Annotated in this window: 11 protein-coding genes; 7 read left to right on the plus strand and 4 right to left on the minus strand. The window is 67.7% G+C overall.

From position 1 onward, the window contains the following. The 3 genes from ROZ00_07415 to ROZ00_07425 form a co-directional block, all read right to left on the minus strand. A complete protein-coding gene (locus ROZ00_07415; GenBank protein ID MDT3736036.1) occupies positions 1-2,028 on the minus strand; it encodes a methyl-accepting chemotaxis protein in 2,028 nt (675 codons plus the stop codon). 125 nt (positions 2,029-2,153) lie between these two features. Then, positions 2,154-2,843, minus strand: coding sequence for a lipoprotein-releasing ABC transporter ATP-binding protein LolD (lolD, locus tag ROZ00_07420; protein ID MDT3736037.1), 690 nt, complete (start codon positions 2,841-2,843; stop codon positions 2,154-2,156). Then, entirely contained in the window at positions 2,836-4,077 is a 1,242-nt protein-coding gene (locus ROZ00_07425; GenBank protein ID MDT3736038.1) for a lipoprotein-releasing ABC transporter permease subunit, read from the minus strand. The genes lolD and ROZ00_07425 overlap by 8 nt, the downstream gene beginning before the upstream one ends. 26 nt (positions 4,078-4,103) lie before the next feature. Between ROZ00_07425 and ROZ00_07430 the strand changes: the two genes are divergently transcribed. The 4 genes from ROZ00_07430 (at position 4,104) to ROZ00_07445 (ending at position 8,308) form a co-directional block, all read left to right on the plus strand. Next, on the plus strand, positions 4,104-5,111 hold the full coding sequence (locus tag ROZ00_07430; protein MDT3736039.1) for a hypothetical protein: 1,008 nt from the start codon (positions 4,104-4,106) through the stop codon (positions 5,109-5,111). Continuing rightward, the gene (recJ, locus tag ROZ00_07435; GenBank protein ID MDT3736040.1) at positions 5,108-6,811 is read left to right on the plus strand and encodes a single-stranded-DNA-specific exonuclease RecJ; all 1,704 of its coding nucleotides are present in this window, start codon (positions 5,108-5,110) and stop codon (positions 6,809-6,811) included. The genes ROZ00_07430 and recJ overlap by 4 nt, the downstream gene beginning before the upstream one ends. 101 nt (positions 6,812-6,912) lie before the next feature. Then, positions 6,913-7,314 carry a DUF3568 family protein gene (locus ROZ00_07440; protein MDT3736041.1) on the plus strand — a complete coding sequence of 134 codons (402 nt, stop codon included), beginning with the start codon at positions 6,913-6,915 and terminating at the stop codon, positions 7,312-7,314. 19 nt (positions 7,315-7,333) lie between these two features. Continuing rightward, positions 7,334-8,308 (plus strand): hypothetical protein, encoded by a 975-nt coding sequence (locus ROZ00_07445; GenBank protein ID MDT3736042.1) that lies wholly within the window; start codon positions 7,334-7,336, stop codon positions 8,306-8,308. Positions 8,309-8,391: 83 nt separating this feature from the next. On the opposite strand, the gene ROZ00_07450 is transcribed toward ROZ00_07445, so the two are convergent. Beyond that, entirely contained in the window at positions 8,392-9,282 is an 891-nt protein-coding gene (locus tag ROZ00_07450; GenBank protein MDT3736043.1) for a DMT family transporter, read from the minus strand. Between the two features lie 64 nt (positions 9,283-9,346). Between ROZ00_07450 and prfB the strand changes: the two genes are divergently transcribed. From prfB to ROZ00_07465, 3 genes are all read left to right on the plus strand, one after another. Further along, positions 9,347-10,451 (plus strand): peptide chain release factor 2 gene (gene prfB / locus ROZ00_07455; protein MDT3736044.1). Its coding sequence is split into 2 segments (ribosomal slippage): positions 9,347-9,427 and positions 9,429-10,451, totalling 1,104 coding nucleotides; the frame shifts between segments, so codons are not numbered across the junction. Between the two features lie 9 nt (positions 10,452-10,460). Continuing rightward, positions 10,461-11,963 carry a lysine--tRNA ligase gene (gene lysS, locus ROZ00_07460; protein ID MDT3736045.1) on the plus strand — a complete coding sequence of 501 codons (1,503 nt, stop codon included), beginning with the start codon at positions 10,461-10,463 and terminating at the stop codon, positions 11,961-11,963. A gap of 72 nt (positions 11,964-12,035) precedes the next feature. Beyond that, complete coding sequence (locus tag ROZ00_07465; protein ID MDT3736046.1) at positions 12,036-12,662, plus strand: glycine zipper 2TM domain-containing protein; 627 nt, start codon at positions 12,036-12,038, stop codon at positions 12,660-12,662.

Consider the following 12,662-nt stretch of genomic DNA (forward strand, 5'->3'; position numbering starts at 1 on the left):
TCAACTGACCCGATAGCGCCGGATATCCCCCTGCAGTACGGCAGCGAGTTGCTCCATCCTGCGCGCAGTCGCCGTGCTGGCTGCCACCGCGGCATTGTTCTCCTCGGCCATCTGGGCAATCCGTTCGACGTTGGCGGCAATCTCCGCGCTTGCCGAGCTTTGCTCGCGCAAGGCCAGGGAAATGTCGCTGACGGAGCTCACCACGCGCAGGGCGCCCGCCTTGATGCGCTCCATCGCCTCGCCGGCGCGCGTGGCCAGCTCGACGCCTCCGGTGACCCGCTCGACGCCGGCATTCATGCTCTCCACCGCCTGATTGGTGCCGTTCTGGATCGAGTCGATCATGGCGGCGATGTCCTGCGTCGACTTCGTCGTGCGCTCGGCCAGCTTGCGCACTTCGTCGGCCACCACGGCGAATCCCCGGCCGGACTCGCCCGCCCGGGCCGCCTCGATCGCCGCGTTCAAGGCCAGCAGGTTGGTCTGGTCGGCAATGTCCTTGATGACGTTTACGATTTCCGAGATGCGACCGGACTGCCGGCCGAGTTCCTCGATCAATTGCGCCGACTGCTCGACGGAGGCGGCGATCTGCTTCATTTCGGCGACCGTCCGGTGCACGACCTCGCTGCCCTCGTCCGAAAGCGCCCCGGATTCCGTCGAGATTTCATGCGCCTGCCTTGCATGCTCGGCGATCTGGTCGATGCCGACCGTCGTCTGCTCGACGGCGGCGGCCATCGAGGACGCCGCCTCGCTCTGCTTCTGCGAGCCGCTGTGGATCTGCGAGGAGGATGCGGCCAGTTCGCCGGCCGCGGCGGTAACGTCGCCGGCGCTCGCCTGGACCCTGCCGATCAGCTCGTTGAGGGATTGCGACATCGAATTGAACCCTTCCCCGACGGCAGCCAGCTCGTCGCGGGCGACCAGTTCGACGTGCGTGGTCAGATCGCCCGCCGCGATCCGTGCCGCGGCATCGGACAGGCGGCGCACCTCGCCGGTCACGGCCAGATAGGAACCGATCGACAGGTACCCGCAGACCAGGATGACCAGCATGGCGATGCCAAGGCTCAGGTAGAGCTGGCCATTGAGGCGGACGATGCGTGCCGCGATCAGCTGGTCGATCGTCGGAAACAGGGTGTTCGCCAGTTGCGCATAGCCGGTGTCGATGGCCTCGGTCGCCTTGCCGAAGAAATGCTCCGCCGGGGTGCTCAGCCGCCCGGTGGTCAATTCGCCTTGCGTCACCACGACGACTTCGCCGGCGCCGCCGACGAACTTCTGCCGGAACTCGTCCATCGCCGGCTTGATCAGCGGATTGTATTTCTCGGAACGGGCCAGGGCGGCCAGCAGGTCGGTGGTCATCTTGTCGAGCACGCCGAGGCGCGTGGAGAACTCGTGCCGCTCGTCCTCCGTGACGGCCTTTCTCGTCAGCACCCCGTTGCCGGCGCCGCGAATGACCGCCAGCCGCTCGAGGGTCTCCGGCATGACGAACACCGCCGTATTGGCCAGGTAGTAGGAATCCAGGTCGGGATCCATCACCAGGCCGCTGCTTTCGCCGATGCCCGTGACGATCTGCATGACCCCTTGCACGACTGAGGTGTGCGCGGAAAAACTGGCCGGACCGGTCATCTCCGCCCACTCCTTCGCCAGCGCCGTCCATTCATCCTTCAGCCGCTGCCACGCTTCCTGCTGGCCGACGATGTCGCCGTGCCTGAGCATGGCGGCATCGGCGCCGGCAAATGCCTGGGAAATCTCGGTTGCCTTGGCCGCCACCTTATCCTTCATCTGGGCGTTGCCCGCCAGCACGCCGTTGGCCATGCCGCGGTGCTGCTGCACCAGTTGTATGAGGCCGAGCATGGGCTTGATCGCTTCGGCGCCGGACAGCTCGCGTTCGCTCTGGCTCAGCGAGGCGCGCAGGTGGAAAGCCGTGATCACGAGAAGATAGGCGATGGCCAGGAGGGCGACCGATCCGATCAGGCCGAATTTGTAGGGATAGCGGAGACGGTTCATCAGGGCGACCGCCGGCAGGAACAGGGCATTCATTCTTTTTTTCCGTTTTTTAAGGTCCGGTTTCCGAGGACGTAACAGGACTCGTAACGGCGCCCGCCGCACGAACTTGAGCCGGGATCGCCGGATCGGGCGGGAATAATTCTTTAGTTTTGAATTGTTTACGCTGCGACCGGCGGCCGCAGCATCCCGTCGTCGAGGGTCAGCGTGCGTTGCGCCTTGGCGGCAAGCTGCAGGTCGTGGGTGACGATGATGAAGCTGGTGCGGTGGGATTCGTTGAGCGCCAGCATGAGGTCGAAGACGGCCTCCGCCGTGTGGCGGTCGAGGTTGCCGGTCGGCTCGTCGGCCAGCACGCAGGCCGGTTGCGTCACCAGCGCGCGCGCCACCGCCGCCCGCTGGCGCTCGCCGCCGGAGAGTTCGCCGGGCGTATGGCCGAGCCGATGCGCCAGGCCGACCTCCGTCAGCATGGCCGCCGCGCGCGCCTCCGCCTCGGCGCGCGGCAGGCGCCGGATCAGCAGCGGCATGGCGACATTCTCCAGAGCGCTGAATTCCGGCAGCAGGTGGTGGAACTGGTAGACGAAGCCGAGGGCCTCGTTGCGCAGGCGGCCGCGCTCGGCCTCCCCCACTTTGGTCAGCTCCCGGCCGAGCAGGCTGATGCTGCCGGCCGTCGGCGCGTCCAGCCCGCCGAGCAGATGCAATAGCGTGCTCTTGCCCGAGCCGGAGGCGCCGACGATGGCGACCCGCTCGCCGCGGGCGATGTCGAGGTCGATGCCGTGCAGCACCGGCACCTCGACCTTGCCCTGGAGGTAGGTCTTCTTCAGGCCGCGGCAGGAAAGAATGGATTCACTCATAGCGCAGGGCTTCAGCGGGGTTCACGCGCGAGGCGCGCCAGCTCGGGTACAGCGTCGCCAGCAAAGTCAGTGCGAAGGACACGGCGGCGATGATGCCGACGTCGCGCCACTGCAGGTCGGAGGGCAGCTCGGAGATGTAGTACACCTCCTTGGCGAGGAACTGGGTGTTGAACAGCCGCTCGATGGCCGGCACCACCACGTCGATGTTGAGCGCCAGCGCGACGCCGCCGGCCAGCCCGAGCGCCAAACCTATTGTGCCGATCAGCGCGCCCTGCACGATGAACACCTGCATGATGCTGCCCGGGCTCGCCCCCAGCGTGCGCAGGATGGCGATGTCGGACTCCTTGTCGGTCACCGCCATCACCAGCGTGGACACGATGTTGAAGGCGGCCACGGCGACGATCAGCAGCAGGATGATGAACATCACGTTCTTCTCGATCTGCACGGCGCGGAAGAAGTTGGCGTGGCTGCGCGTCCAGTCGGCGATGAAGACGTCGGCCTCGACCAGCGGCAGCAGCTCGCGCGCCACGCGCGGCGCGGCGAAGAGATCGTCGAGCTTGAGGCGCACGCCGGAGACGCGATCCTCCATGCGGTAGAGCGCCTGCGCGTCGGCGAGGTGGATCAGCGCCAGGCCCGAGTCGTACTCGTACATGCCCGCCTCGAAGATGCCGACCACCCTGAACTGCTTCAGGCGCGGCAGGATCGCCGCCGGCGTCACCAGCCCCTGCGGCGCGATCAGCGTCACCTTGTCGCCGGTGAACACCTGCAGCGCCCGCGCCAGCTCGCCGCCGAGGATGATGCCGAACTCGCCCGGCTTGAGCAGCTGCATCGAGCCGCCGCGCATGTGGCGGTTGAACTCGGCCACCTGCTCCTCGGCGTCCGGCAGGATGCCGCGCACCAGCGCGCCGCGCACCGTCTGGTCGAAGGACAGCATGCCCTGCGCCGCGACGTAGGGCGCCGCCGCCAGCACCGACTTGTGCTTCGACGCCTGCTCGGCCACCTGCTGCCAGGCCGCCAGCTCGCCGCCGCGGCCGGAAATCTGCACGTGCGAGGCGACGCCGAGGATGCGCGTGCGCAGCTCCTTCTGGAAGCCGTTCATCACCGACAGCACGACGATCAGCGCCATCACGCCGAGCGCAATGCCGCACATCGAGATCAGCGAAATGAAGGAGATGAAATGGTTGCGCCGCTTGGCGCGCGTGTAGCGCAGGCCGATGAAGAGTTCATACTGCATAGGGTCGCTATGTTAACATTCCTTGGATGATTCATCTCGTCGTTCCGGGCCTGCTCTGGCCCAAGGATTCCATCGCCGAGGTCACGCGCGGCCTCGAACTGCCCGCCCTGCATGCCCTCCTCGGCCGCGGCCGCCGCATGCGCCGGCCCGCCGTGCCGGCGGAGCGCTGGCTGTGCGAAGCCTTCGGCATCGCGGGCGAGGAACTGCGAGAATTACCCATCGGCGCGCTGCGCCTGCTCGGCGAGGGCCGCGACCCCGGCAAGGATGCCTGGCTGTGCGCCGACCCGGTGCACCTGCGCTTCTCGCGCAACACCCTGGTCGTCGATGCGGCCGGGCCGGATCTCGGCATGGACGAGGCGGCCCAACTCGCCACCGCCCTGAACGACCACCTCGCCGATTTCGGCGAATTCCTCGCCCCGCATCCGCGCCGCTGGTACCTGCGCCCGAGGAAACCGCCGCGCATCGCCACGCATCCGCCCGCGGCGGTCGCCGGGCGCACGCTCGAGCCCTTCCTGCCGCAGGGCGAGGAGGCGCGCGACTGGCGGCGCCTCATCAACGAGGCGCAGGTGCTGCTGCACAACCATCCGCTCAACACCGCGCGCGAGGCCGCCGGACGGGCAACGGCGAACAGCCTGTGGCCCTGGGGCGCCGGCATCCTTCCGGACACCGCCAAGGCGCCCGCTCCGCACGTGCACGCCGACCAGCCGCTGGCGCTGGGCCTGGCGAAACTCGCCGGCGCGCCTGCCACACCGCTGCCGGCCGGCGCCGGCGACGCCGTGCCGCACAGCCTGACTTTCCTGGAAACCCTTGAGGCGCCCGCCCAGGGCCTGGATGCCGCCGCCTGGCGCACTGGACTGGCCGAATTGGAGGCGCGCTGGTTCGCACCGATGCTCGCCGCGCTGAAGGCGCGCCGCACCCACGGCCTGCGCCTGACCGTCCTCGGCGACGACGCCGTCGTGGACGTCACGCTGGATGCCGGCGACCTGTGGCAGTTCTGGCGCCGGCCGAAAACGCTCGCGGACTTGCTTGCATGACGCGCATACTGACGCGAAAAACATCGCAAGTCGCGCGCGAGCGCCTCGAATACGCCGGCGTGCATCCGCTGCTCGCGCGCCTCTACGCCGCGCGCGGCGTCAGTCGGGCGGAAGAGCTCGACACCGCGCTCTCCACCCTGCTCGATCCCGCGCAGCTGAAGGGCGCAGACGAGGCGGCCCGGCTCCTCGCCGACGCCATCGCGGCGAAACGCCGCCTGCTCATCGTCGCCGACTACGATTGCGACGGCGCCACCGCCTGCGCCGTCGGCGTGCGGGCACTCTCCGCTTTCGGCGCCGACGTCTCCTACCTGGTGCCCAACCGCTTCGACTACGGCTACGGCCTGACGCCGGAGGTGGTGCGCCTCGCTGCCGCATCTGGCAAATTCGGAAAGCCCGACGTGATCATCACGGTCGACAACGGCATCGCCAGCGTCGAGGGCGTCGCCGAGGCGAAGCGGCTCGGCATCGCCACCCTCGTCACCGACCACCACCTGCCCGGCGACGAACTGCCGGCGGCCGACGTCATCGTCAACCCGAACCAGCCCGGCTGCGGCTTCCCGAGCAAGTCCATCGCCGGCGTCGGCGTGATGTTCTACGTCATGCTGGCGCTGCGCGCCGAACTGCGGAAGCGCGGCGCCTTCGCCGTCAGCCCCGAGCCGAACCTCGCCGCCCTGCTCGACCTCGTCGCCCTCGGCACGGTGGCCGACGTAGTGAAGCTCGACCGCAACAACCGCATCTTCGTCGCACAGGGTCTCGCCCGCATCCGCCAGGGCAAGCTGCAGCCCGGCCTGCGCGCCCTCTTCCGCGTCGCAGGTCGAGAATCGGAGCGCGCCAGCACCTTCGACCTCGGTTTCGCTCTGGGGCCGCGCCTGAACGCCGCCGGCCGGCTCTCCGACATGTCGCTCGGCATCGAGTGCCTGATTACCGACGACCTCGGCCGGGCACTGAACATCGCGCAGCAGCTCGACCAGTTGAATCGCGAGCGGCGCACGATCGAGGCCGACATGCAGGAACAGGCCCTGGCCATTCTCGACAACATCGAGGCCGCCGAGCGCGCCAGCCTCGCCCTCTACGATCCGGCCTGGCACCAGGGCGTCATCGGCATCCTCGCCTCGCGCGTGAAGGACAAGCTGCACCGCCCGGTGATCGCCTTCGCCCGCGGCAACGCCGGCGAGTTGAAGGGCTCGGGCCGCTCGATTGCCGGCCTGCACCTGCGCGACGCCCTCGACCTGGTGTCGAAGCAGGCGCCCGGCCTGCTGCTGCGCTTCGGCGGCCACGCCGCCGCGGCGGGACTGACTTTGCGCGAGGAAAACCTGGAGCGCTTCGAAGCCTTGTTTGAAGACGTCGTGCGCGGCCTGGTCAGCCCGGCCGACCTCACCCGCACCATCGAGACCGACGGCCCGCTCGAGGCCGGCTGGATGTCGCTCGAATCGGCCCGCCTGCTCGAAGGCGAAATCTGGGGCCAGGGCTTCCCGGCGCCGGTCTTCAGCGACGAGTTCGACGTGGAAAAGCAGCGCATCCTCAAGGACCGCCACCTCAAGCTCACCCTGCGCAAGGGCGCCGCCCGCTTCGAGGCCATCCAGTTCAACTTCGCCGAGAGCGTCCCGTCCAACGTGCGCGCCGCCTACCGCCTCGCAGTCAACGAATTCAACGGCCTCGCCAGCGTGCAGCTCGTCGTCGAGCACCTCGAAACGCTCTGAATAACCGCTAGGTGAATAGTGTCGTGGGTCAACGACACTTGCGGACGAAAATTTTTTGAACCATATTTTATATATACACACTCGAAGATTGGCTCGCCATCATGAAAACCAGATTGACTTTTGCCATGGGATGCCTGGCCCTGCTGACCGCCTGCGAACCCGTTTCCGTCACCATGCTCGGCATCGGCGCCGGTGCCGGCGTCGGCCATCATCTCGGCGGCATCGCCTACAAAACGTTCTCCGAACCCCAGACCAGAGTCAAGAAGGCCACGCTCGCAGCGCTCAAGCGCATGGCGATCAAGGTCGAGGGCTACGAGAAGATCGACAACGGCGAAATGATCAAGGCGAAGGCGGCCGATCGCAACATCGAGATCGAACTGGAGGCGCTGACGCCCAACACCACGCGCATGCGCACCGTCGCCCGCAAGGACGGCGGCCTGCTCGTCGACTCCGCCACGGCGGTGGAGATCATCACCCAGACCGAACGCGCACTCGGTACATAAAAACCCCAAGGAGAGCATCATGAGACTCAAACGACTTGCTGGGCTTTCCCTCGCCGCAGCGCTGTTCGGCGCGGCCCATGCCAGCAGCACGGCCACGACGGCAACCACCGCGGCTGCAACAACAAGCGCAGGCACGACGACAACCGCCACCCCCGCCACAAGCAGCACGGTCAGCAACCGGCTGACCGCGTCCTACGCCTCTTTCGCCGGTTCGACGGAAAACTCGGCCTCGCTGGTGAACGGGCTGCGCACAGGAAGCGCGATCACGCTGAACCCGGCGGGCACGACGACCACGACCACCGTCCCCGCCGACGGCGGCGCCGTGACGTTCACCCCGCCGACGCGGCCCATGGGCTACGGCAACGTCCGCATCGCCCTCTCCCTCGCCCAGACGCAGCTAGCCAGCCAGGGCATCACCCAGCCGACGCCGCAGCAACTGCAAACCGCACTGATGGGCACATCACAGACCTCGCCCGCCGGCACGACGACGCAGACACAGGGCATCCTGCAAATGCGTGCCGACGGCATGGGCTGGGGCCAGATCGCCAACTCCATGGGCTTCAAGCTCGGCGCCGTGATGAGCGGCCGCGCGCCTGCCGCCGCATCGACCACCACGGCCACGACCAACGCAACCGTCTCCGGCAACGGCCATTCCCGTTCGGGTACGACGACGGCCTCCGGCGGCAACCATTCCCGTTCGGGCACCACGACAGCCGCCGGCACGAGCCAATCCCGCTCGGGTACGACCACTGCCTCGGGTCACGGCAGGAATTCCGGCATCGTCACCGCATCCAGCGGCGCCGGCGGGGCAATGTCTACCGGCCATGGCCGCGGCGGCAGTTCGGGCATCGTTACCACGGCCGGCGGAGGCAGCGGAGTCGTCTCCGCGGCCGGCCACAGCGGCGCCAACGCCTCCGGCGTTGTCACTGCCCAAGGCAGCGGACACGGCCAGGGGGCTGGCGGCGGCCAGGGCAAGGGCAGCGGCAAGCACTGAAGCCTTCCGACGGGCCGGAAACTCCTGTCCGCCGGACTCCCCGGAAGCATCGGAACCAGCGCACACGGCTGCAGGGCCGAAGTTCACTTCCTCTGCGGCAGCAGCACGGTCGCCAGCGCGCCGAGGATCAGCGCCGCACCGGCAAGCTCGTTCCACCCCGGCTGCTCGCCGAGCAGCCACATGCCGCCCAGCACGCCGATCACCGGCGTGATCAGCGAGCTCAGCGAGGACACGGCCACCGGCACCATCAGCACGATGCGGTTCCACGCCCAGTAGCAGAACATGAAGGCGACGAGGACGTTGTAGACGAAGCCGAGGCACGGCCCGAGGCCGACCGCGCGCCATTCGCCGGCTTCGAGCGCAAGCGCCGCCGCGAGCACCGGCGCCGCGCCGATCAGCATGGCCCAGCCGGTGAGCATGGTGGTCGGCATCTTCAGCGCGAAACGCTTGAGCAGCACGACGCCGAGCCCCCAGGACATCGCCGCGCCGAGCATGCACAGCACGCCGAGCGGCGCTTCGCCCAGTTGCACCCTGTACGAGCCCATCAGCGCCGCAACCCCGGCCAGGCCCAGCGCCAGGCCCAGCGCGCGGCGCAGGTTCAGGCGTTCGCCCAGCAACCACACCGAGAAGGCAACGCTCCACAACGGCATGGTGTAGCCGAGCAGGGCCGCCCGCCCCGAGGGCATCAGACCGACGCCGTAGATCATCAGCACGTTCCAGCCGACCATGTTGGTCGCCGCCAGCAGCACCAGCTTGCCGAAGGCGCCCGGCGGAATGCGCCACGACTGGCCGTCGAGTCGGCCGATCAGCATCACGCCGAGGCCGCCCAGCAGCAGGCAGCTGCCGCGGAAGGTGAGCGGCGGCACGTCGCGCAGGACGATCTTCATGATCGGCCAGTTGAGGCCCCAGCCGAGCGCCAGCAGGGCGAGGAGGACCAGGCCGAAACGGGACAGGCGGGCGCGTTCTTCACTCATGTCGGAGCGCGGCAGGTGCCGCGAAGCCTGTATAATTCATTGTTTTCGAAAGTCTAGCATCAACATGGAAGCCGAACGCCTCAACAGCCTCGCCAATCGCCTCTCGGACCTCTCCGCACGGGAGCAGGATCTGCGGAGGTATCTTTGACTTCGACGCCAAGCAGTCGAAGCTGAACGAAGTCTCCCGGGCCCTCGAGGACCCGGCCGTCTGGAACGATGCCGAGCGCGCCCAGGAGCTGGGCCGCGAGAAGAAATCCCTCGAAGGCGTCGTCGTCGCCCTCACCGACATCGACCAGAACCTGCGCGATTCGCGCGAACTGTTCGAGATGGCGCGCGGCGAGAACGACGACGACACGCTGGAGGCGGTGGAGGCCGACGCCGCCGGCATCGAGCAGCAGGTGGCGGCGCTCGAGTTCCGCCGCATGTTCTCCAACCCCGCCGACCCCAACAACTGCTTCCTCGACATCCAGGCCGGCGCCGGCGGCACCGAGGCGCAGGACTGGGCCTCGATGCTGCTGCGCATGTACCTGAAGTACTGCGAGCGCAAGGGTTTCCAGGTCGAGGTGCTGGAAGAATCCGACGGCGAAGTGGCCGGCATCAAGACCGCCACGCTCAAGCTCACCGGCGAATACGCCTACGGCCACCTGCGCACCGAGACCGGCATCCACCGCCTGGTGCGCAAATCGCCCTACGATTCCAATGCGCGGCGCCACACCTCCTTTGCCAGCGTCTTCGTCTACCCCGAGGTCGACGACTCCATCGAGATCGAGATCAACCCGGCGGATCTGCGCATCGACACCTTCCGCGCCTCGGGCGCCGGCGGCCAGCACATCAACAAGACCGATTCGGCGGTGCGCATCACGCACGCCCCCTCCGGCATCGTCGTGCAGTGCCAGAACGACCGCTCGCAGCACCGCAACAAGGCCGAGGCCATGGCCATGCTGAAATCGCGCCTCTACGAGGCCGAGCTGAGGAAGCGCCAGGCGGCGGCGCAGCAGATGGAGGATGCCAAGACCGACATCGGCTGGGGCCACCAGATCCGCTCCTACGTGCTCGACCAGTCGCGCATCAAGGACCTGCGCACCAACGTCGAGATCGGCAACACCCAGTCGGTGCTCGACGGCGATCTCGACCCATTCATCGAAGCCAGCCTGAAACAGGGCGTCTAAGGAAACAACATGAGCGAACAAACCCCGCTGCCCCAGGACGAGAACCAGATCATGGCCGAGCGCCGCGAGAAGCTGGCGAAGCTGCGCGCCGAAGGCGTCGCCTTCCCCAACGACTTCCTGCGCGAGAACACCGCCGAGAAGCTCGACGAGCTCTACGGCGAGAAAAGCCGCGAGGAACTCGAGGCCCAGCCGGTCGACGTCTGCGTCGCCGGCCGCATCATGCTGAAGCGCGTCATGGGCAAGGCCTCCTTCGCCACCGTGCAGGACCTCTCCGGCCGCATCCAGCTCTACGTCAGCAACGACGGCACCGGCGAGGCGGTGCACGCCGCCTTCAAGCACTGGGACATCGGCGACATCGTCGGCGCGCGCGGCACGCTGTTCAAGACCAAGACCGGCGAGCTGACCATCAACGTCACCGAGCTGCGCCTGCTCACGAAATCGCTGCGCCCGCTGCCGGAGAAGTTCCACGGCCTCACCGACACCGAGCAGAAGGTGCGCCAGCGCCACCTCGACCTGATCACCAACGAGCGCGCGCGCTGGGTCTTCGCCGCCCGCTCGCGCCTGGTGGCCTCGATCCGCAACTACATGAGCGGCCACGGCTTCCTCGAGGTCGAGACGCCGATGATGCACGCCATCCCCGGCGGCGCCTCGGCCAAGCCCTTCAAGACCCACCACAACGCGCTCGACATGGAGCTGTTCCTGCGCATCGCGCCGGAGCTCTACCTGAAGCGCCTGGTGGTCGGCGGCTTCGAGAAGGTGTTCGAGATCAACCGCAACTTCAGGAACGAAGGCATCTCGACTCGCCACAACCCCGAGTTCACAATGATGGAGTTCTACGAGGCCTACTCGGACTACAAGCTCCTCATGAACTTCACCGAAGGCCTGCTGCGCCACGCCGCGCGCGAGGCGCTCGGCACCGAGACCTTCGAGTACCAGGGCCGCACGCTGGACTTCGCCAGGCCCTTCGCCCGCATGACGGCGGTGGAAGCGATCCACAAGCACCATCCGGGCTACACGCTCGAGCAGCTCAACGACCGTGCCTGGCTCGCCGCCAAGCTGAAGGAGCTGCACATCGAGCCGAAGCATGGCGCCACCCTGGGCGAGCTGCAGCTCACCCTGTTCGAGGAGACCACCGAGAGCGAGCTGTTCGAACCGACCTACATCGTCGACTGGCCGGCCGAGGCCAGCCCGCTCGCCCGGCGCAGCGACAAGAATCCGGAAATCGCCGAACGCTTCGAGCTCTACATCGCCGGGCGCGAAATCGCCAACGGCTTCTCCGAGCTGAACGACCCGGAGGACCAGGCGGCGCGCTTCCTCGAGCAGGCCAAGGCCAAGGAGGCCGGCGACGAGGAGGCCATGTACTATGATGCAGACTACATCCGCGCGCTGGAATACGGCCTGCCGCCGACCGCCGGCTGCGGCGTCGGCATCGACCGCCTGGTCATGCTGCTCACCGACAGCCCGAGCATCCGCGACGTGATCCTCTTCCCGCAGCTGCGGCGGGAAGTGTAAGGAGTTGTTTCAGGCGTCAGCCCAGGCTCGGCCGATGCGTTAATCTTGCTGAAGTTTTCATAGGAGACCCGCATGGAAGCCCAAGTCACCGGCAATAAACTGCATCCCCTTCTCTGGGTCGCCGCCGTCGCGGTGATCATCCTCTCGGCGGCGGGCGTCGCCGCCATCTTCGGCGTCATCCCGACTGTCGGGAGCTCCTCGAAGCAGGCCGAGCCGGTCGCCGCCGAGCCTGCGCCTGCGACTGCGCCGGCCACCGCAACCAAGCCCGCCGAGCCGGCCCCGGCCAGGAAAGTGGCTGCCGCCAAGCCGGCGGAGAGCAAGCCTGCGCAAAAGGCCGCGTCGCAGCCCGCCCCGGCGCCGGCCATCTGCGCCAACTGCGGCACGATCGAATCGGTGACCGAAAAAACGCAGAAAGGCGAAGGCACCGGCATCGGCGCCGTGGCCGGCGGCGTCGCCGGCGCCGTGCTCGGCAGCCAGGTCGGCAAGGGCAGCGGCAAGACCGCGGCCACGGTGATCGGCGGTGTCGGCGGCGCCGTCGCCGGCCATCAGGCCGAGCGTTACATCCGCAAGACGAGCAAGTGGGAAATCATCGTACGCTTCGAGGACGGCACCGCCCGCGAATTCGATGTCGACACCCAGCCCGTCTGGCGCGTCGGCGACAAGGTGAGGGTGGAAAACAACGTCATCACCGCGCGATAA

The organism is Denitratisoma sp. (assembly GCA_032027165.1).
In the GTDB taxonomy this organism is placed as follows: Bacteria; Pseudomonadota; Gammaproteobacteria; order Burkholderiales; family Rhodocyclaceae; genus Desulfobacillus.